Source organism: Halomonas alkalisoli (genome assembly GCF_021412585.1).
GTDB lineage: Bacteria > Pseudomonadota > Gammaproteobacteria > Pseudomonadales > Halomonadaceae > Halomonas > Halomonas alkalisoli.
In genome coordinates this window covers 61,842-82,239 of sequence record NZ_JAKCMI010000024.1, presented here as the reverse complement: position 1 = coordinate 82,239, position 20,398 = coordinate 61,842, and the positions used below count along the sequence as shown (strand labels likewise).

General features: G+C 64.9%; 18 protein-coding genes. 12 read left to right on the top strand and 6 right to left on the bottom strand.

All coding sequences use genetic code 11. The features are described from left to right. The 3 genes from LY622_RS10570 to LY622_RS10560 all read right to left on the bottom strand — a co-directional run bounded on the left by LY622_RS10570 (nucleotide 1) and on the right by LY622_RS10560 (nucleotide 3,009). Nucleotides 1-1,284: a TRAP transporter large permease gene (locus tag LY622_RS10570; protein ID WP_234290517.1), complete on the bottom strand. Its 1,284-nt coding sequence runs from the start codon at nucleotides 1,282-1,284 to the stop codon at nucleotides 1-3. Between the two features lie 3 nt (nucleotides 1,285-1,287). Then, nucleotides 1,288-1,860, bottom strand: coding sequence for a TRAP transporter small permease (locus LY622_RS10565; protein WP_234280853.1), 573 nt, complete (start codon nucleotides 1,858-1,860; stop codon nucleotides 1,288-1,290). Nucleotides 1,861-1,929: 69 nt separating this feature from the next. Beyond that, a complete protein-coding gene (locus tag LY622_RS10560) occupies nucleotides 1,930-3,009 on the bottom strand; it encodes a TRAP transporter substrate-binding protein (protein ID WP_234290864.1) in 1,080 nt (359 codons plus the stop codon). Between the two features lie 270 nt (nucleotides 3,010-3,279). On the opposite strand from LY622_RS10560, the gene LY622_RS10555 reads away from it, so the two are divergent. The 4 genes from LY622_RS10555 to LY622_RS10540 all read left to right on the top strand — a co-directional run bounded on the left by LY622_RS10555 (nucleotide 3,280) and on the right by LY622_RS10540 (nucleotide 8,668). After that, nucleotides 3,280-5,082, top strand: a complete 1,803-nt coding sequence (locus tag LY622_RS10555; protein ID WP_234290863.1) for an IlvD/Edd family dehydratase — start codon at nucleotides 3,280-3,282, stop codon at nucleotides 5,080-5,082. Between the two features lies 1 nt (nucleotide 5,083). Continuing rightward, nucleotides 5,084-6,028, top strand: a complete 945-nt coding sequence (locus LY622_RS10550) for a DMT family transporter (protein WP_234290862.1) — start codon at nucleotides 5,084-5,086, stop codon at nucleotides 6,026-6,028. Nucleotides 6,029-6,059: 31 nt separating this feature from the next. Then, entirely contained in the window at nucleotides 6,060-6,818 is a 759-nt protein-coding gene (locus LY622_RS10545; protein WP_234290861.1) for a FadR/GntR family transcriptional regulator, read from the top strand. Between the two features lie 104 nt (nucleotides 6,819-6,922). Next, nucleotides 6,923-8,668: an IlvD/Edd family dehydratase gene (locus LY622_RS10540; RefSeq protein WP_234290860.1), complete on the top strand. Its 1,746-nt coding sequence runs from the start codon at nucleotides 6,923-6,925 to the stop codon at nucleotides 8,666-8,668. A 47-nt stretch (nucleotides 8,669-8,715) separates the two neighbouring features. On the opposite strand, the gene LY622_RS10535 is transcribed toward LY622_RS10540, so the two are convergent. Then, a complete protein-coding gene (locus LY622_RS10535) occupies nucleotides 8,716-9,858 on the bottom strand; it encodes an ROK family protein (protein WP_234290859.1) in 1,143 nt (380 codons plus the stop codon). A gap of 331 nt (nucleotides 9,859-10,189) precedes the next feature. Between LY622_RS10535 and LY622_RS10530 the strand changes: the two genes are divergently transcribed. The 8 genes from LY622_RS10530 (at nucleotide 10,190) to LY622_RS10495 (ending at nucleotide 18,658) form a co-directional block, all read left to right on the top strand. Then, nucleotides 10,190-10,960, top strand: coding sequence for an SDR family NAD(P)-dependent oxidoreductase (locus LY622_RS10530; RefSeq protein WP_234290858.1), 771 nt, complete (start codon nucleotides 10,190-10,192; stop codon nucleotides 10,958-10,960). Further along, nucleotides 10,960-12,489, top strand: a complete 1,530-nt coding sequence (locus LY622_RS10525) for a sugar ABC transporter ATP-binding protein (RefSeq protein ID WP_234290857.1) — start codon at nucleotides 10,960-10,962, stop codon at nucleotides 12,487-12,489. The genes LY622_RS10530 and LY622_RS10525 overlap by 1 nt, the downstream gene beginning before the upstream one ends. Continuing rightward, complete coding sequence (locus tag LY622_RS10520; RefSeq protein ID WP_234290856.1) at nucleotides 12,482-13,483, top strand: ABC transporter permease; 1,002 nt, start codon at nucleotides 12,482-12,484, stop codon at nucleotides 13,481-13,483. Before LY622_RS10525 ends, LY622_RS10520 begins: the two co-directional genes overlap by 8 nt. A gap of 75 nt (nucleotides 13,484-13,558) precedes the next feature. After that, on the top strand, nucleotides 13,559-14,512 hold the full coding sequence (locus tag LY622_RS10515; protein WP_234290855.1) for an ABC transporter substrate-binding protein: 954 nt from the start codon (nucleotides 13,559-13,561) through the stop codon (nucleotides 14,510-14,512). Nucleotides 14,513-14,584: 72 nt separating this feature from the next. Continuing rightward, the gene (locus tag LY622_RS10510) at nucleotides 14,585-15,640 is read left to right on the top strand and encodes a sugar phosphate isomerase/epimerase family protein (RefSeq protein WP_234290854.1); all 1,056 of its coding nucleotides are present in this window, start codon (nucleotides 14,585-14,587) and stop codon (nucleotides 15,638-15,640) included. A 13-nt stretch (nucleotides 15,641-15,653) separates the two neighbouring features. Continuing rightward, nucleotides 15,654-16,817, top strand: coding sequence for a Gfo/Idh/MocA family protein (locus LY622_RS10505; RefSeq protein WP_234290853.1), 1,164 nt, complete (start codon nucleotides 15,654-15,656; stop codon nucleotides 16,815-16,817). A 1-nt stretch (nucleotide 16,818) separates the two neighbouring features. Beyond that, the gene (locus tag LY622_RS10500) at nucleotides 16,819-17,706 is read left to right on the top strand and encodes an aldose 1-epimerase (RefSeq protein WP_234290852.1); all 888 of its coding nucleotides are present in this window, start codon (nucleotides 16,819-16,821) and stop codon (nucleotides 17,704-17,706) included. 43 nt (nucleotides 17,707-17,749) lie between these two features. Next, on the top strand, nucleotides 17,750-18,658 hold the full coding sequence (locus tag LY622_RS10495) for an SMP-30/gluconolactonase/LRE family protein (protein WP_234290851.1): 909 nt from the start codon (nucleotides 17,750-17,752) through the stop codon (nucleotides 18,656-18,658). On the opposite strand, the gene LY622_RS10490 is transcribed toward LY622_RS10495, so the two are convergent. Then, nucleotides 18,655-19,155: a thioredoxin domain-containing protein gene (locus LY622_RS10490; protein WP_234290850.1), complete on the bottom strand. Its 501-nt coding sequence runs from the start codon at nucleotides 19,153-19,155 to the stop codon at nucleotides 18,655-18,657. The genes LY622_RS10495 and LY622_RS10490 overlap by 4 nt on opposite strands. A gap of 58 nt (nucleotides 19,156-19,213) precedes the next feature. Next, nucleotides 19,214-20,371: an acetylornithine deacetylase gene (gene argE / locus LY622_RS10485; RefSeq protein WP_234290849.1), complete on the bottom strand. Its 1,158-nt coding sequence runs from the start codon at nucleotides 20,369-20,371 to the stop codon at nucleotides 19,214-19,216. Between the last annotated feature and the right edge of the window lie 27 nt (nucleotides 20,372-20,398).

Here is a 20,398-nt window from a genome sequence, read left to right as displayed (position 1 = left end):
TCAGTTGCCGCGCACGGCGGTGATGTCGGGCAGCCAGGTGACGATGCCGGGGAAGGCGATCAGGATCACCAGCACCACCAGCAGCGCCGCGTAATACGGCAGCATGGCCTTGACCAGCGACTCCATCGAGACCTTGCCCACCCCGCAGCCCACATAGAGGCAGGTGCCCACCGGCGGCGTCAGCAGCCCGATGCCGAGGATGAAGGCCATCAGCACCCCGAAGTAGGCCGGATCGACGCCCACCGTGGTGACGATCGGCGTCAGCATCGGCGCCATGATCACCATGGCCGGGGTCAGGTCCATCACGAAGCCCACCAGCAGCAGCAGCGCGGCCACGATCATCAGCAGCCAGAACGGGTCCTGGGTGATCGCCTGCACCTGGCGCACCAGGGTCTGGGGCACCATGTTGATGGTCAGGAACCAGGCGATCACCGTGGCGAAGGCCAGCAGCAGCAGGACCATGCCGGTCAGGCGAGCGGTGCGGATCAGCATGCCCCACAGGGCGCGCGGGTGGAACTCGCGATAGAAGACCAGCGAGATGAACAGCGAGTAGAGCAGCGCGGCTACCGCCGCCTCGGTGGCGGTGAACACCCCGCCGATGATGCCGCCGATCACGATCACCGGAAGCACCAGGGCCAGCCAGGCGGCCTTGAAGGCCTGCCACAGCAGGTCGAGGCGGAACTTGCGGGTCTTCCCGGCGTGTTCCAGGGTCGCCATGATGAAGGTGGTGACCATCAGCCCGAAGCCGATCAGCAGGCCCGGCACGATGCCGGCGATGAACAGACGGCTGATCGAGGTCTCGGTGACGATGCCGAACAGGATCAGCGGAATCGAGGGGGGGATGATGATGCCGATGACGGAGGAGACCGTGTTGATCGCCGTGGCATGCGGGGCGGAGTAACCCTGCTGCTTCATCGAGGGGATCATCATCGAGCCGGTGGCGGCGGTGTCCGCCACCGCCGAGCCGCTGATGCCGCCGAAGAACATCGAGCCGGTGATCGCCACCTGGCCCAGGCCGCCGCGCACGAAACCGACCAGCGCACCGGCCAGCTCCATCAGCCGCCGGGCGATGCCGCCGGCGCTCATCACTTCACCCACCAGGATGAAGAAGGGAATCGCCAGCAGCGGGAAGTTGTTGACCCCGCGCACCGACTGCTCGATCAGGATCGACAGGGGAATGTCGGACATCACCGCCAGCACCACCGCGGCCACGCCGAGGCCGAAGGCGATCGGCAGGCCCAGGGCGATGGAGGCGAACAGGATGCCAAGAAAGATCCACAGCATGGGCTACGCCTCCTGGCCGGTGCGAATGAGGGTGATACTGCGCCAGGCGCGCCAGATGGCCACGGCGCCGATAAAGGTCGCGCAGAGCACCAGCGAGACATTGATCAGGTTCCAGGGCACGCCGAGGATGGCGGTACGCCCGGTGGAACGGGAGATCACGACGTAGCCGCCCCAGATCAGCACGCCCATCAGGCCGGTGATGATCAGGTGCTGGATCAGGTAGAGCACATGGGCGGCGCGGGGCTTGAGGCGGCGCACCAGGAAGTCCACGGCGATGTGTTCATAGCGGGCGAAGGCCGCCGCGGCGCCGATGAAGATCAGCCAGATGAACAGCATGCGGGCCAGCTCGTCGGCCCAGGGCAGTGAGTGATTGAGCAGCGAGCGCCCGATGACGTTGGCCGACACCGACACGATCAACGCCACCAGGATCGTGGCGATCAGGTGCTCCATGAGCACCGTCAGCCAGCGGAACAGCGCCGGTCCCTTGCGAGTCTCGATGTCGAGCTCCAGCGCCTTGCGGTTGGGGTCGTCGAGGTATTCGGCCGGGTCAGGGGGCGGCGAGTGAAAGGTATTCATGGGCGCTCCAATGGCAGGCAGACGCACGCGGACCAACCTATGGCCCGCGCCTGTCGTCGTCCTTCCGGGTCAATCGTTCATGGTGTTTTCGACGATCTGCTGGATCTCGGCGACCAGGTCTTCTCCGATACGCGGCCCCCACTGCTCGTAGACGGGCTGCACCGCTTCCTGGAAGGCGGCGATCTGGTCGTCGTCGAGGCGGGTGATCTGCATGCCGCGCTCCTCGAGCTGGTCACGGGCCCAGTCGTCGTACTCGGTGGCCAGCTGGATCTCGTAGGCCGCTGCCTCCTGGGCCGCTTCCTGCACCAGCTCCTGATAGGCCGGGTCGAGGCGATCCCAGGTGCGCTCCGACATCATGATGATGAAGGGGGTGTAGACGTGGCGTGTCTCGGAGCCGTAGTCCTGCACCTCGTGGAAGTTGGAGGTCAGGATGGTGCTCCAGGGGTTCTCCTGGCCGTCGATGACGCCCTGCTCCATGGCCGAGAAGACCTCGCCGAAGGCCATTGGCGTGGGGTTGGCGCCCAAGGCTTCCCAGATGCTCAGCTGGACCGGATTTTCCATGGTGCGAATGGTCAGGCCGCTGACGTCGAGCCCGGCAACATCGTCGGGAGATTCGACGGCACGCACACTGTTGGTCAGCTGGCGATAGCCGTTCTCGTGATAGGCGAAGGCCTTGATGCCGGTACCCTCGAACTTGTCGAGCAGCCCGAGGGCGACATCGCTTTCCAGCACGGCGATGGCGGCTTCACGGGTCGGCAGCAGGAATGGCAGGTCGAAGACGGCGAGTTCCGGGACATAGGTGGTGGCTGGCGAGGTCGAGGGAATGGTCATGTCCAGCGAACCCGTCTGCAGCATTTCCATCATCTGGGCATCGTCGCCCAGCTGGCTGTTGGGGAAGACATTGACGGTCAAACGACCCTCGGTGCGTTCGGCGAGAATGTCGCCGAAGTACTGGGTGGAAATGTAGAGCGGCGAGGTCTCGGCCAGGCCGAGGCCGACACGGATGGTGTGTGAACCGAGATCCTCGGTGATCACTTCACCTTCGATGGGGGGCGGGTCGGACAGGTCCGGCGTCGCGGCATAGGCAAGACTGCTGCCAAGGAGCGTGGCGCCGGTCACTGCCAAGGTAAGCTTCCAGGGGTAGTGCATGGTTCGAGTCTCCATGCGCAGTGCCGCTGGGGTGGTGCCTCCAGCATCTGGCTGACTGCGCGGTGCGTTGTTGTTGTGAAATATGGCGTTTATCGACATGACGGTTGATCGGCCATGCCTGGGATAGAATGTCGGACTTATTCGCCATTTGTTCAACATATACTTTTGTATGTATCGACTTGACTGGTGCTTGAGGCGTAAGGTCAACGGCATGAGGAGGCAATCGAGCTATCCTCCCCCTTATGTCCAACTCAGGCGTGGAGCGAGACGATGGCCAAGCCACACCGGATCAGCCCCGACCAGTTGCGCTCGCGCTACTGGTTCGACAACCCCGAGCATCCGGGGACCACGGCGCTGTGCGTCGAGCGCTACCTCAACTACGGCCTGACCCTGGAGGAGTTGACCAGCGGCAAGCCGATCATCGGCATCAGCCAGTCCGGTTCGGACCTGACACCCTGCAATCGCCACCACATCGAGCTGGTGAAGCGGGTCAAGGATGGCATTCGCGCCGCTGGCGGGGTGCCGTTCGAGTTCCCCATGCACCCGATACACGAGAACGTGCGTCGACCCACCGCGGCGCTCGACCGCAACCTGGCCTACCTGGGGCTGGTCGAGGTATTGCACGGCTATCCATTGGATGGTGTGGTGCTCACTACCGGATGCGACAAGACCACACCGGCGGCGCTGATGGCTGCGGCCACGGTCAATATCCCGGCCATCGTGCTGTCCGGTGGCCCGATGCTCAACGGCTGGCGCGGCGCGGAACGGGTGGGTTCCGGCACCATCATCTGGGAGCTGCGCAAGCGCCTGGCTGCCGGCGATATCGACTATGCCGAATTCCTCTCTCGGGCCAGTGATTCGGCGCCGTCCATCGGCCACTGCAACACCATGGGCACGGCCTCGACCATGAACGCCATGGCCGAGGTGCTGGGGATGAGCCTGCCCGGCTCGGCAGTGATTCCGGCGCCTTACAAGGAGCGGGCCATGGTCTCTTTCGAGACCGGCACGCGCATCGTCGGGATGGTCTGGGAGGACCTGCGACCGCTGGATATCCTCACCCGCGAGGCATTCGAGAATGCCATCGTCACCTGTTCGGGATTGGGCGGTTCCAGCAATGCCCCGGTACACGTCAACGCCATTGCCCGCCATGCCGGCGTCGAGCTCACCAATGACGACTGGCAACGCCTCGGCTACGAGGTGCCATTGCTGGCCAACGTGATGCCCGCCGGGGCCTATCTTTGCGAAGAGTTCTACCGTGCCGGTGGCGTGCCGGCGGTGCTGCATGAGCTACTGCAGGCTGGCAAGCTCCATGGCGACGTGCTGACCGTCAATGGCCAGACGCTCGCGGCGAACCTGCAGGATCATGAGACCCAGGATGCCGAGGTGATTCGCCGCTACGCCAACCCGCTGGTGGCACATGCCGGTTTCCTCAACCTCAAGGGCAACCTGTTCGACTCGGCGCTGATGAAGACCAGCGTGATCTCACCCGACTTCCGGGCGCGTTTTCTCAGCGACCCGGACGACCCCGATGCCTTCGAAGGCAAGGTGGCGGTGTTCGACGGTTCCGAGGACTATCATGGGCGCATCGACGACCCGCAGCTCGGCATCGACGAGCGCACCATCCTGGTGATGCGCGGTGCCGGCCCGGTGGGCCACCCCGGTGGCGCCGAGGTGGTCAATATGCAGCCGCCGGCAGCCCTGCTGCAGCGGGGCATCGAGTCGCTGCCGTGCCTGGGCGACGGGCGCCAGTCGGGGACCTCCGGCTCGCCGTCGATTCTCAACGCGGCGCCGGAAGCGGCCACCGGCGGGGGGCTGGCGCTGCTCGAGAATGGCGATCGGCTGCGCGTCGACCTCAAGCGCGGTGAGGTACGGCTGATGGTGGATGATGCCGAACTCGCGGCGCGCCGCCAGCGGCTCGAGGCACGCGGTGGCTATATCTATCCGGACCACCAGACCCCCTGGCAGGAGATCCAGCGCAGCATGGTGGAACCGCTGGATCGTGGCATGACACTGGAGCCGGCGACCAAGTATCGTGACGTGGCCCGTCGACACCCGCCGCGGGACAATCACTGACATGAGCCGCTTGAGCGCGTTGTCCCATCGCCAGCAGGGGCTGTTGCTGACCGGCGGCGGGGCGCTGATCATGGCGCCCGATGCGCTGCTGATAAAGGTTGCCGACCTTCCCGATGCGGAGATCCTGATGTGGCGCGGTTTCCTCTCGGCACTGGGCTTCCTGCTGATCGCCCTGGTGCGCTATGGCCGCGGCACCCTGGCGGCCTATCGCCGCTGCGGTTGGACGGGTATCGCCGTGGCGCTGCTGTTCAGCCTGACCACCTGCGGTTTCGTGCTGGGTAACCAGTACACCAAGGCGGGCAACGTGCTGATGATCCTGGCTGGCGCACCGCTGATCGCCGCGGCGCTGTCCTGGGTGATTCTCAAGGAGCGGTTGCCACGGCGAACCTGGATGGCCATCTGGCTGTGCATGGCGGGCATCGCCATGATCGCCCTGGACGACGCGGGCGCCGGCTCCTGGGTGGGCAACGCCTTTGCCCTGATGGCGGCCACTACCCTGGCCATCAACTTCACGCTATGCCGCACCCGCCCGGGCGTGGACATGAGCCCGATGCTGGTCTTCAACGGCCTGATCGTCGGCAGCGTTGCCGGGCTGTTCTGGCTTGCCGGCAGCGAGCCGTCGCTGCCGGCGACGAACCAGCTCGCCGTGGTGATCCTGCTGTGCCTGGTCATTGTGCCCTGCGGGGTGACCCTGCTGCAGCGCGGCCCCCTCTATCTGCCCGCGGCCGAAGTGGGCCTGCTGCTATTGCTGGAAGTGGTCGTGGGCACCTTGCTGGCCTGGTGGATTCTCGCCGAGCAGCCGGCGCCGATGGCAATGGTCGGTGGTGTCCTGGTGCTTGGCACCCTGTTCGCCAAGGGGCTCTATGAGCGCCGGCTGGAGCTGAGGCTGCGAGCGGGTGTGGACCCGGCGCTGCGGGCGCCGGCAGACCAGTCGAGTGCGTTATGATATTCAGGAATCGCAACAGGATCTCATCGCCGTGACGTCATCTCTACGCAAGCCTCCGGCCCGTGCCAGTATCGCCGAATATCTGGCCGAGGCGATCTTCGCCGGCCGCTACCAGCCGGGCGACTTCGTGCCCCGTGAACTCGACCTCTGCGAGCGCTTCGCCATCAACCGCTCGGCGGTGCGCAGCGACCTGCGTCAGCTGGTCGATGTCGGCATCATCGAGCGTATCTCGGGCCATGGCTCCAAGGTCCGCGAGTATGCCGAGTGGCATATCCTCGATCCCCAGGTGACCGAGTGGATGTCCCGCTATGCGGCGCCCAACCCGGAGATCCAGCGCGAGATACTGGCCTTTCGCCTCGACGTCGAGCCCTATGTGGCGATGACTGCGGCGCGGCGCGCCACGGCCCGCGACCTGGTCGCCATCGAGGAGGCCTTCGAGGGGCTGGGGCAGAACCTGCGCAATGCCAGCTGCGCCGAGGAGCGGCGCCTGCACAGCGAGTGTGACGTGGCCTTCCACGTGGCGATCTTCAAGGCCACCCACAATATCGTCTGGGCGCAGCTGTCGCACATCCTCAGGCCGTCGATCCACCTGCTGGTGACCATGTCCAACGAGCATGCCAGCGACCCCGAGGAGAGCCTCGAGCGGCATCGCCAAGTGATGGAAAGCATCCGCATGCGGCGTCCGAAGGAGGCCTTCCTGGCCGCCCAGGCGGTGCTTGCCGGCACCGCAGAGGCCCTGGGACTCGAGCCCGGCGCCAGTTCGCTGGGCCGAGGCTTCGAGCTGCCCTGAGCGTCTGAACCAATACCTTGGCCAGACCGGTCCCAGACCAGGGATATCCACGCCGAGACCGAAACCGGGCGCCTGAACCTGACCCCCGATATTGGAGATTTTTCATGACCGATCGCCAGCGTTCGTTGCGTTCCGCTCAATGGTTCGGCACCGCCGACAAGAACGGCTTCATGTACCGCAGCTGGATGAAGAACCAGGGCATACCCGACCACGAGTTCCAGGGCAAGCCGATCATCGGTATCTGCAACACCTGGTCGGAGCTCACGCCCTGCAATGCCCATTTCCGCAAGCTCGCCGACCACGTCAAGCAGGGCGTGCTGGAAGCCGGTGGCTACCCGTTGGAGTTTCCCGTCTTCTCCAACGGGGAGTCGCTGCTGCGGCCCACGGCGATGTTCACCCGCAACCTGGCAAGCATGGACGTCGAGGAGGCGATTCGCGGCAACCCACTGGATGCGGTGGTGCTGCTGGTGGGGTGCGACAAGACCACCCCGGCACTGCTGATGGGCGCGGCCAGCTGCGATATCCCGACGATCGTGGTCAGCGGCGGGCCGATGCTCAATGGCAAGCATGAGGGCAAGGACATCGGCTCCGGCACCGTGGTCTGGCAGCTTTCGGAGCAGGTCAAGGCCGGCAAGATCTCGCTGCATGACTTCATGGCCGCCGAGGCCGGCATGTCGCGCTCGGCGGGCACCTGCAACACCATGGGCACCGCCTCGACCATGGCCTGCATGGCGGAATCCCTGGGCACCTCGCTGCCGCACAACGCGGCGATCCCGGCGGTGGACTCGCGCCGCTATGTGCTGGCGCACCTGTCCGGTAACCGTATCGTCGAGATGGTCGACGAGGACCTGCGGCTGTCGAAGGTACTCACCCGCCAGGCCTTCGAGAACGCCATCCGCACCAACGCCGCCATCGGCGGCTCGACCAACGCCGTGGTCCACCTCAAGGCGATCGCCGGGCGCATCGGCGTCGACCTGGCGCTGGACGACTGGAGCCACGTGGGTCGTGGCACGCCCACCATCGTCGACCTGCAGCCCTCCGGTCGTTTCCTGATGGAAGAGTTCTACTACGCCGGTGGGCTGCCGGCGGTGCTGCGTCGACTCGGTGAAGCCGAGCGCTTGCCACACAAGGACGCCCTCACCGTCAACGGCCAGAGCCTGTGGGACAACGTCAAGGACGCGCCACTCTACAACGATGAAGTGATCCGGCCACTGGACAAACCCCTGGTTGCCGATGGCGGGATATGCGTGCTGCGGGGCAACCTGGCGCCCAACGGGGCGGTGCTCAAGCCTTCGGCCGCCAGCCCAGAGTTGATGCAGCATCGTGGTCGGGCGGTGGTATTCGAAGACTTCGATGACTACAAGGCGCGCATCAATGCGCCTGACCTGGCGGTCGACGCCGACAGCGTGCTGGTGATGAAGAACTGCGGCCCGCGTGGCTATCACGGCATGGCTGAAGTCGGCAACATGGGGCTCCCCGCCAAGCTGCTCGAGCAGGGCGTCACCGACATGGTGCGGATATCGGATGCGCGGATGAGTGGCACCGCCTACGGCACCGTGGTGCTGCACGTGGCACCTGAGTCGGCCGCCGGCGGCCCCTTGGCGGCGGTACGCGACGGCGACTGGATCGAACTCGACTGCACGTCCGGCCGCCTGCACCTGGAGATCGACGATGCCGAACTCGAGGCGCGCCTGGCGCAAAGCGACCCCACCGCGGCCTCACGGCGCATCGCCAGCGACGGCGGTTACCGCCAGCTGTACATCGAACACGTACTCCAGGCCGACGAGGGCTGCGACTTCGACTTCCTGGTCGGCTGTCGTGGCGCCGAGGTGCCCCGGCACTCGCACTGATGCTGTGGACGTCTGCCTGGGAATCGCCTGGTCCTTGCCACAGTCGATCAGGCACTCGCCTGGCAGCCGGCCAGGGTCTGGAGGTCGGTGGCATGAAGCGTCATGGCAATGCCGCCGAGGAAGGTCATGTCCCGGTCCCACGGGCTCGTGGCCAGGCGGCTCGGGCCGATCAGTTCCTCGACCAGGGCGTCGTCGATAGCCTCTTCCATGGCCGGCCGCATGGCCTCGAAGCCACGTACGCCGGAGCCGGTGATCAGGACCAGGTCGGGGTTGAACAGTGCGAGTACGTTGGCAATGCCATAGCCCAGTGCGCGGCCGGCCTTGCTGTAGATCTGGCTGGCGACGGGATCGCCCTCCATGGCCATCTGGTTCAACGCCTGCATCTGTGCGTCGGAAGGGTGGGCGCTATCGCCGGGCGGCAGGGTCAGCATGGCGCGGGCTTCACGATACAGGGCGTAGTCACTGGCATAGGCCTCGATACAGCCGCGCCGACCGCAGGCACACAGTGCCCCGCCAGGTTCGTACTTGGTGTGGCCGAACTCGGCTGCCGAGCCGTTGGTCCCCAGGAAGGGCTTGCCATCGATCAGCACGGACATGCCGATACCGTAGCCCAGCATGATGACGATCAGGTTAGGGTAGGCGGCATATTCCGGGTGGCTGGTCAGGGCCCTGGCGATGCAGTTGGCGTCGTTTTCGAGCAGTACCGGGCAGCCAAATGTTGTGGTGAGGCGCTCCGAAATGGGGGCGTTGCGAAAGCTCAAGGCCGGCGACCAGATGATGAGCCCGCTGTTGGGTGAAACCACCCCCTGGATGGCCAGGCAGATGCCGGCAAGATAGTGAAAGGTATCGCAAACATCCGCTCGTATCGCTTCGATTTTCTCTTCCAGGACGGCGCATAGATCGTCCTGAGTCAGGGTCAGTGTCGTGAGAGGGTGGTGAGTGCTGTGGCGTATCTGGCCGGTGAAGTCGCCCACCACGATCTGGATCTCGTTGATCGACACCTTGACGCAAATGACGAAGGCGGCATCCGGGTTGAGCTGGATCAGGGTCTTCGGCCGCCCGCGGCCGCCGCTGCGGATCGTCTCGGGAGGCAGTTCGCTGATGAGCCCCTGGCCCAGCAATTCCGCAGTAATCGAGGTGACGGTGGCCGAGCTGATGCCGTTCATTGGGCCCAGGTCCACTCGCGCCATCGGGCCCTTCGTTCGTAGCGAATGAATAACGGCTAACGTATTGTCCTGCCTGCTGTTTTCAATGATCTGAGTGGCCATTAAGGCTGCCGATATGTTTAATTTTATAGAAAAAGTATATCAGCGTCATGGCGCTGACGTCACTGCCATGTTGCTGTGATATGCCTCTCTCAGGCAACTGCCAGGTCGTTTTTTACGCTGTCGAGTGCCTGGGAGGCTCGATAATTCCACAGAAAATACGACCTAAGTGGTATGTGCAGCGCTTTAATTTATCACCTAAAGTAAATGCAGATCACGTGCCTTGTGCTCTGAATAACAACAAAAGGTGACCTCCATGCTACTCCCTACTGCCCGCTATCCCAGCCTTGATGGGCGCGTCGTCTTCGTGACCGGAGGCGGTGGCGGGATCGGTAGTGCCTTGACCCGCGCCTTTCATCGCCAGGGCGCTCGAGTTGCCTTCGTTGATATCGATGATGAAGCCAGCCAGGCACTGTGTCACGAGCTTGAAGCGGAAACGGGCAGGGCACTCCTGTATCGCCACTGTGATATCCGCGATATCGCAGCCCTCCAGGCGGTGATTCAAGAGGTTGGCGAGACGCTGGGCCCCATCCGCACGCTGGTGAATAACGCCGCGAACGATGATCGCCATGACTGGCGTGAGGTCAGCGTCGAGTATTGGGATGAGAGAATGTCGCTCAACCTGCGTCCCATGTTCTTCTCCATCCAGGCGGTCGCCGACCAGATGGCGGCGGCTGGCGGTGGCTCGATCATCAATTTCGGTTCGATCAGTGTCCGCCTCGCGCTGGGTGACCTCGCCGCCTACGTGACGGCCAAGGCCGCCGTTCACGGCCTGACACGCACTCTGGCCCGTGACCTCGGCGTGAAGGACATTCGTGTCAACACGGTGGTGCCAGGCTGCATCCTGACCCGGCGGCAGCTCGACAAGTGGATCAGCCCCGAGGATGAGGCGCGCATTCAGGAGCACCAGAGCCTGAAGGTGCGCCTGGCGCCGGAGCATGTGGCGCCCACGGTACTGTTCCTGGCAGCGGATGACAGCGCCCAACTGACCGGCCAGGAATTCCCGGTCGATGCGGGGTGGGGGTGATGAGCCGTCAGGATCAGCCGCTGCTGTCGGCACGCCGTATTTGCCGCTCGTTTGGCCAGAACCAGGTGTTGTTCGATATCGACCTCGACCTCAAGCCCGGCGAGGTTCATGCGCTGCTGGGCGAGAACGGCGCCGGCAAGTCGACGCTGGTGCGGATCCTCGCTGGATATCTGTCCCCGACATCCGGCGAGGTTGTCATGTCAGGCGAGCCGCGACGCTACCGCTTCTGCGGCGAGGCGGAGGCCGATGGGGTCGTGATGATCCATCAGGAGCTGGCGCTGGCGGAACTGTTGACCGTGGAGGAGAACATCTTTCTCGGTCGTGAATTACGGCGCGGCCCTTTCCTGGATCGCAGGGCGATGCGGGCTCGATGTCGTGAAGCCCTGGCTGAGCTCGAGACGAATGTCGAGCCCACTGCACGGGTCAAGGACCTGGGTACCTCGGATCAGCAGATGGTGGAGATCGCCAAGGCAGTAACACGGGACGTGCGCGTGCTGATCATGGACGAGCCCACTGCCACCTTGACCGAGCATGAGGTGCAGGTGTTGTTTGCCCTCGTGTCTCGCCTCCGCAAGCGTGGCGTGGCGATTCTCTATATCTCCCACAAGCTTCGCGAAATAGAGCAGATTGCAGACCGGGTCACGGTGCTGCGCGACGGTCGGTTGATCGACTCTGGGCCCATGAAAAGGCGTAGCAAGGAGGAGCTCGCCCGGCTCATGGTGGGCCGTGAAATCACCGAGATGTACCCGGCTCGCACCCCCGTGCCCGACGATGCCCCCTACGTTTTCGAAGCTCGCGACATCGTCGTGCCCGGCGCGGTGCACTGGGCCAGCTTTGCCTTGCGCAAAGGCGAGGTGCTCGGCTTCGGCGGCGTCGTGGGGGCCGGGCGCACGGCACTGATCGAATCACTGCTGGGACTGCGGCCACGCAGTGCGGGGCAGGTGCTACGCCATGGCGAGCCGGTGACGCTGCGCCACCTGCGCGATGCGGTGCGCCATCGCATCGCCTACCTTACCGAAGATCGCAAGGCCAAGGGGCTGGTGCTCAACATGGGGCTGCGCCCCAACCTGACCCTGCTCAACTTGCGAGCCTACTGTCATCCGCTGATCGACCGCAAGCAGGAAGCCCAGGCCTTCGAGGAGGCGACGAGCCGCTTCGATATCCGTCTGCGCACCCAAGCGCTCACGGCAGCGGAGCTCTCCGGTGGCAACCAACAGAAGCTGCTGCTGGCCAAGGTCATGTCCATCGACCCCGAGATCGTCATCATCAACGAGCCGACGCGGGGCATCGATGTCGGGACCAAGCACCAGATCTATCACTTCATCCGCGAACTCACCGACGCCGGGCGCTCCGTCATTCTCATCTCCTCGGAGATGGGCGAGCTGATCGGCCTCTCGCATCGGGTGGCGGTGATGTGTGCCGGCGTGCTCACCGGCATCCTCGAAGGCGAGCAGATCAACGAGCAGGAAATCATGCAGTACGCATCCGGAATCAAGGGGGTAGGGGTGGATGAGCATCGTCGTGCCTGATAGCAAATCGATCAAGCGGGGAAGTATCCCCCTGGACTTGAAGACGTGGGGCCCCTTCGTGGCGCTGATCGCGCTGGCATTGCTGGGCGCCCTGATCAATCCCGCCTTTCTGGGGCTGGATAATCTCTCGAACATGCTGACGCGCAGTGCCTTCATCGGCATCATCGCGATCGGTGCCACCTTCGTCATTACCGCCGGGGGGCTCGATCTCTCGGTGGGTTCGATGACGGCCTTCATCGCCGGGGTGATGATCATCCTGATGAACAGCCTGGTGGAGCAGTTCGGCCCGGGCCTCACTACCGTGCTGCTGGGCGTGGGAGCCTCGCTGATCCTGGGCCTATGCGCCGGCTTCATCAACGGCATGGTGACCACCAAGGGCAAGATCGAGGCCTTTATCGTCACCCTCGGCACCATGGGCATCTATCGCTCGCTGGTGACCTACCTCGCCGACGGCGGCACCCTGTCGCTGGACTGGGGCGTGCGTGACATCTACCGGCCGGTCTACTACGGCAACCTGCTGGGCATCCCGATTCCGGTACTGGTGTTCCTGATGGTGGCGGTGGCCGGCTATATCCTGCTCAACCATACCCGTTTCGGCCGCTACTGCTTCGCCATCGGCTCCAACGAGAAGGTGGCCGAGTACAGCGCCATTCACGTCGATCGCATCAAGACCATGACCTACATGCTGCAGGGCGTATGCGTGGCGCTGGCGACCATCATCTACGTGCCGCGGTTGGGTTCGGCGTCGGGGGCCACCGGGGTGCTCTGGGAACTCGAGGCGATTGCCGCGGTGATCATCGGCGGCACCATGCTCAAGGGCGGCCACGGACGCATCTGGGGAACGGTGGTAGGGGCGATCATGCTCACCATGATCGGCAATATTCTCAATCTGACGGATGCCATTTCCAACTATCTCAACGGCACGGTGCAGGGAATCATCATTATCGTCGCGGTGTACCTGCAGCGCGCATCGTGGAGGAAGACGGGGGCCTGAACAGGTCTACTTACGCATTAACCAATGACAAGTTAAGCACCAACCAATAACAAACAAGGTAATAGGAGCGTCACCATGCGAACCATAAAGACAACATTCGCTGCGCTAGCCACCGCTGCCGTGATGGCAACACCGACCGTCGCCATCGCCGCGGACTACACCATCGGGGTGTCGATACCGGCTGCCACCCACGGCTGGACCGGTGGGGTGAATTTCCACGCCGAACAGGCCAAGCAGCGCCTGGAGGCGGCCCATCCCAATATTGCCATTACCATCTCCACCGCCAGCAATCCGGGCGAGCAGGCCAACGACCTGGAGGATCTGGTTTCGCAGCGCAATATCGATGCGCTGGTGGTGCTGCCCTTCGAGTCCGGGCCGCTGACCGACCCGGTGCGGCGGGTCAAGGATGCCGGCGTGTTCGTCACCGTGGTCGACCGCGGCCTCGAGCAGGAGGGCATCGAAGACCTCTACGTCGCCGGCAACAATCACGAGCTGGGCCGCGTCTCCGGCGAGTACATTCGTGACCGGCTCGACGACCAGGGCGATATCGTGGTGCTGCGCGGGATTCCCACGGTGATCGACGACGAACGCGTGCAAGGCTTCCAGGAAGCCATCGAAGGCTCCGAGATCAATATCCTCGACATGCAGCACGCCAACTGGAACCGCGACGATGGCTTCGAGGTGATGCAGGACTTCCTGGCACGCTTCGACCGCATCGATGCGGTGTGGGCCCAGGACGACGATATCGCCCTCGGCGTGATCGAGGCGGTGCGCCAGGCCAACCGCGAGGACGAGCTGTTCATCGTCGGCGGTGCCGGCATGAAGGACATCATCAAGCGCGTCATGGAGGGCGACGAGCTGGTGCCGGTGGACGTGCTCTATCCGCCGGCGATGATCGCCACCGCCATGGACCTCACCGTCCAGCACTTTACCTCCAACGGGCCGGTGACCGGGCAGTACATCCTCGGCTCCCCGCTGATCACCCAGGAGAACGCCGAGCAGTACTACTTCCCCGATTCACCGTTCTGATCGATCCCGGCGGGCGGGCGCCGCAGCGCTTGCCCGCGTCTATCTGCCCGAGAACCCATCGGAGAGCCCACTATGCAAACCATCAAAGGGCCGGCGATCTTCCTCGCTCAGTTTGCCGGAGATGACCCCCCCTTCAACAGCCTCGACAGCATCGCCCGCTGGGCGGCGGGGCTGGGCTACGAGGGCGTGCAGATCCCCAGCTGGGACGCGCGCCTGATCGATCTGAAACGCGCCGCCGAGAGCCAGACCTACTGCGACGAGATCAAGGGCACCCTGGCCGAGCATGGCCTGGCACTGACCGAACTCTCCACCCACCTCCAGGGCCAGCTGGTGGCCGTGCATCCCGCCTACGACGAGATGTTCGATGGCTTCGCCGTACCCGAGGTGCGCGGCAACCCCAAGGCCCGCCAGGCGTGGGCGGTGGAGCAGCTGATGCTGGCCGCCAGGGCCTCGAAGAACCTGGGCCTGACCGACCACGGCACCTTTTCCGGCGCGCTGGCCTGGCCCTATGTCTATCCGTGGCCGCAGCGCCCGGCGGGGCTGATCGGCGCCGCCTTCGACGAGCTGGCCAAGCGCTGGCGACCGATCCTCGACGCCTTCGATGAGGCCGGGGTCAACCTCTGCTACGAGATCCACCCCGGCGAGGACCTGCACGACGGTGTTACCTTCGAGATGTTTCTCGAGCGGGTCGGCCACCATCCGCGCTGCCACATTCTCTATGATCCCAGCCACCTGATCCTGCAGCAGCTCGACTACCTGGGTTTTCTCGACGTTTACCGCGACCACATCCAGATGTTTCACGTCAAGGACGCCGAGTTCAATCCCAGCCCCAAGCAGGGCGTCTACTCCGGCTACCAGTCCTGGACCGAGCGCGCCGGGCGCTTCCGCTCGCTGGGCGACGGCCAGGTCGACTTCAAGTCGATGTTCTCGTGGATGGCCGCCAACGACTACCACGGCTGGGCGGTGCTGGAGTGGGAGTGTTGCCTCAAGCACCCGGAGGTCGGCGCCCGCGAAGGAGCCACCTTCATTCGCGACCATATCATCCAGGTAACCGAGCGGGCCTTCGACGACTTCGCCGACGCCGGCGTCGACGAGGCGACCAACCGCCGCCTGCTGGGCCTCGACTGAAGGATACAACGACATGAGCCAACAACAGGATACGTCCCGCCGGCTGCGCCTGGGCATGGTCGGTGGCGGCCAGGGCGCCTTCATCGGCGGCGTGCACCGCATGGCGGCACGGCTGGATGACCACTACGAGCTGGTCGCCGGTGCCTTCGCCTCCGATGCCGATCGCAGCCGCGCCTCTGCAGCGGAACTGCACGTGGCGCCGGATCGCGCCTATCCGGACTACCGCGCCATGGCCGAGGCGGAAAGCCAGCGTGACGATGGCATCGATGTGGTCGCCATCGTCACACCGAATCATGTTCACTTCGAAGTTGCCAAGTGCTTCCTCGAAGCAGGCATCCATGTCATCTGTGACAAGCCGATGACCACGACCCTGGAGGAAGCCCGGGCGCTGGCGGAACTGGTCGAACGCAGCGGTCGGTTCTTCGGCCTGACCCACAACTACACCGGCTACTCGCTGGTGCGCCAGGCCCGTGAGATGGTGGCCAATGGTGAGCTGGGCGAGCTGCGCGTGATTCAGGTCGAATACCCCCAGGACTGGCTCTCCACGCGCCTGGAGGATAGCGGCGTCAAGCAGGCCGAATGGCGAACGGACCCCAAGCGCAGCGGTCCGGCAGGATGTCTGGGGGATATCGGAACCCATGCCTATAACCTGGTGCGCTTCGTCACCGGCCTGGAACCCCAGGCCCTGGCCGCGGATCTGCATACTTTCGTGGAGGGGCGGGCGCTGGACGATAACGTCCACATGATGCTGCGCTTCAAGGGCGGCGCCCGAGGCATGCTGTGGTCGAGCCAGGTTTCCCCGGGCAACGAGAACGGTCTGCGGCTGCGCGTCTACGGCAGTCGCGGGGGGCTTGAGTGGTGCCAGGAGGAGCCCAATCGGCTGGTGCATTCGCCGCTGGGCGAGCCGCCGCGAACACTGACCCGAAACGGTCCCGACCTGGGGGCCGCGGCACTGGGGGCGGCACGCATTCCACCGGGGCATCCCGAGGGCTACCTGGAAGCATTTGCACAGCTCTACAGCGACTTTGCCGAGCAGATCCGGGCGCGCGAGAGCGGTCGGGAACCGGAGGCGCTGGCAACCGGTACTCCAGGGGTCGCCGATGGTGTCGATGGGCTGGTGTTCATCACCCGCGCGCTGGAATCTTCCTCGGCAGGGGGCATCTGGGTGGACTTCTAGTATGGCTATTCGGCTCGACAATGGGCGGCTGCGGCTGGTAGTGGCGCCTGAGCTGGGAGGATGCGTAGTGCGTTTCGACGCCCTGACAGCGGCCGGCCCATTGCCGCTGTTCCGCCCCGGCAGCGAGGCGGACCACGACCCCAACAAGATGGGCCTCTACCCGCTGCTGCCCTGGTCCAATCGTATCTCCGGCGGTGGCTTCGACTGGCGGGGGCGACACTATCCACTCGCAGCCAACCTGGTGGGAGAGCCGTTACCGATCCACGGTGATGGCTGGCAACGGCCCTGGCAGGTCGAGCACCAGGGGCTGACCGAGCTGCGACTAGGCCTCTGCTCCTCCTGGCAGCCACCCTTCGACTATCGTGCGGTACTCAGGTATCGCCTGGAGGAGGGGAGCCTGACGGTTGAACTGATGCTGACTCATCTTGGTGATATCCCCGCCCCTTACGGCCTGGGCTTGCATCCCTGGTTTCCACGCAGCGCCGACGTGCGCCTCGAGGCGCTGGCCGACGGCGTCTGGGAGGTCGGTGCCGAGCAGTTGCCGACGCGCTGGCGCCGCCTGGAGGCGGGCGATCCCTGGTCTTATTCCGTGGCCGCTTCGCTCCCCGCAGGCCGGATCGACAACCTCTTTACCGGCTGGAATGGGCAAGCGCTGCTCAACTGGCCCGAGCGCGGCATTGCCCTCGACGTCACTACGCTGCCCAACCTGTCGCGCTATCTCCTCTTCTCGCCGGGGGAGAACGCCGACTTCTTCTGCTTCGAGCCGGTAAGTCACGACGTCGATGCCCATCACTTCCCAGACCCGATGGCCCATGGGTTGGTGGAGCTGCAGCGAGGCCAGAGCCTGAGACAGCAGTGGTGCTTCTGCCTGGCTGAGGCGAATCGATGACGGCTCGGCCGATGAGACCGCAAATGACATAAGGGATGACGGCATGCAGGAGAACGCGATGACGGTGGCGGTCGAACTCGACATGAGCCTGGGCGAGAGCCCGGTGTGGTCGGTGGCACGCCAGACCCTCTACTGGGCCGATATCAACAACGGCCATGTCTACGCCTGGCGACCCCAGGATGGGGCTGCCCCGACTCGCACCGAGCTTGGCGAGAAAGTGGGCTGCGTGGCGATTGCCGACTCGGGGCTGGTGGCCGCCGCCACGTCGGGCATCCTGCGCCTGGCCGCGGAGGGTGAGCCCGAGCGACTGGCCGACAACCCTGAGTGGGAGAAAGAGAGGCCCGAAGGGTGGCAGGCAGGGCGGGGCAACCGCTTCAACGACGGCCGCTGCGATGCTGCGGGCCGCCTGTGGGTAGGTACCATCGCCGCCGACGAGGCGAGCCCCACGGCGGCGCTCTACTGCTTTGACCGCGGTGAGCTCACGCAACGACTGACTGGAATCGGCATATCCAACGGGCTCGCCTTCAGCCCCGACCGGCGCTGGCTCTACCATACCGACTCGCTGACCCGACGAATCCTGCGCTACCCCTTCGACGTCGATAGCGGCACGCTGGGGGAGGAAGAGACTTGGGTCGACCTGGAGGCGCTGGGATTGCCCGGCGTGCCCGACGGTGCAGCGGTGGATAGCCAAGGGTGCTACTGGAGCGCGCTCTACGGCGGCGGTCGTGTCGTGCGATTCTCGCCGGAGGGCGAACTGATGGCGGAGCACGAGGTGCCGTGCCCGCATCCCACCATGGTGGCCTTCGGTGGGCCTGACCTGAGCACGCTCTACATCACCACCGCCACTCAGCATCTGGATGCCGAGGGCAAGGCGCGCTGGCCCCTGGCAGGCAGCCTGCTACAGATGAAAGCCGGCGTGGAAGGGCTTGCCGAGCCCAGCTTTGGAGCCTAGCGTTCCCGGCGAGCTCTTGCGTTCCTGCCCAGGTCACTAAAGGCGGTCTCCAGTTCGCCGACACTGGCAACTCCCCGTATCACGTCGGTGCGCTCGCCCCGTCCGTTGAACAGCACGATGGTGACGTGGTCGACCAGTTGCTCACCGGCGAATCGTCGCCCCTGGGAGCTGTTGATGTTCACCACGCGCCAGGCCGGTGGTCGTTCGATATTGGCCAGCGCCTGCTCGGCGTTGTCGCGCAGCCGGCGACAGTCGGGGCAGCCCTGGTCGAAGACCTGCACCGCCACCGGCTCGCCGTTGCCGATCACGCTCAGGTCGGCCAGCGCGCGTGCCTGGCGCTCCTCGAGGATTAGCCAGGTCACCGGTACGGCGAGGATCGCCAGGGCGATCAGGACGCCGCGCACCAGGCGGCGAGGGCTGAAGCGCCGTGGGGCGCGGGCATGGGGCTTGCGTGCTGAGGCTGTCGGCTTTTGACGCTTGCTCCTGCGCTTCGCCATGCGGGGTACCTCTTGAAAGAATGGAGGTTCGCAATCCGTCTCTACGTCGCGGGAACGCTCAGGTCCGAGCAGCTAAACGCTTGCCCAGGGCCCGCATGAACTCGCTCCCTGCCGCAAGCTGTTCGCTCTCGATGTACTCGTCGGGCTGGTGGGCCTGGGCGATGCTGCCGGGACCGCAGATCACGGTGGGCAGCCCCTCGCGCTGGAACTGACCGGCCTCGGTAGCGTAGGCCACCGCGCCGCTGGGCCGCTCACCGAGCAGTTCGCAGCACAGGGCGAGTACCTCGGCGTTGTTGTCGTCGGCCAGCGCCGGCACCGTGACGTTGAGCGCCTCGGTGACGATGCTCGTCTCGGGAGCCTTGGCCTGCATTTCGGCCTCTAGCTCGGCGGCGTAGGCGTTCACGCGGCCGATCAGGTCTTCGAAGCGGTCCTGGGGCAGGTGGCGAATTTCCCACTCGAAGGTACATTCGCGGGCCATGATGTTGATGGCGGTGCCGCCGGCGATCTTGCCCACGTGCAGGCTGGAGTGGGCGACGTTGAAGGCCTCGTCGATGCGTCCTTCGGCGCGCAGTTCGGCCATCACGTCCTCGATCCTGGTGACCAGTCGTGCGGCCACATGGATCGCCGAGACGCCCTGGTCGACCTGGCTGGAGTGCGAGGCGCGGCCGGTCACCGTGGTGCGCAGGTTGGTGGCGCCCTTGTGGGCCACCACCGGCTGCATCAAGGTCGGCTCGCCGACGATCACTGCTGCGGGGCGGGGGTGGTCGGCCATCAGCCGTTCGATCATGCGCGGCGCACCGATGCAGCCAACCTCCTCGTCATAGGAGAAGGCCAGGTAGATCGGTCTCGCGAGGTCCTGCCGTACCCAGTTAGGCACCTCCGCCAGGGCACAGGCGATGAAACCCTTCATGTCGCAGGTGCCGCGTCCGTAGAGGCGGCCATCACCCTTGTCGACGAGTTCGAACGGGTCGGTAGACCACGGTTGACCGTCCACCGGCACCACGTCGGTATGTCCCGACAACACCACGCCGCCTTCCACCGCCGGACCGAGGCGCGCCAGCAGGTTGGCCTTGCTGCCGTCATCGTTGGTGATCCGCCAGTGCTCGACATCGTGTTGCGTCAGATACTCTTCGACGAAGCGGATCAGCTCGAGATTGGAATCCCGCGAAACGGTGGCAAAGCCCACCAAGCGTTCGAGCAGCTCAGCCGCTGTCATGATGCTCTCCTGTCCTTGTGTTGCCGT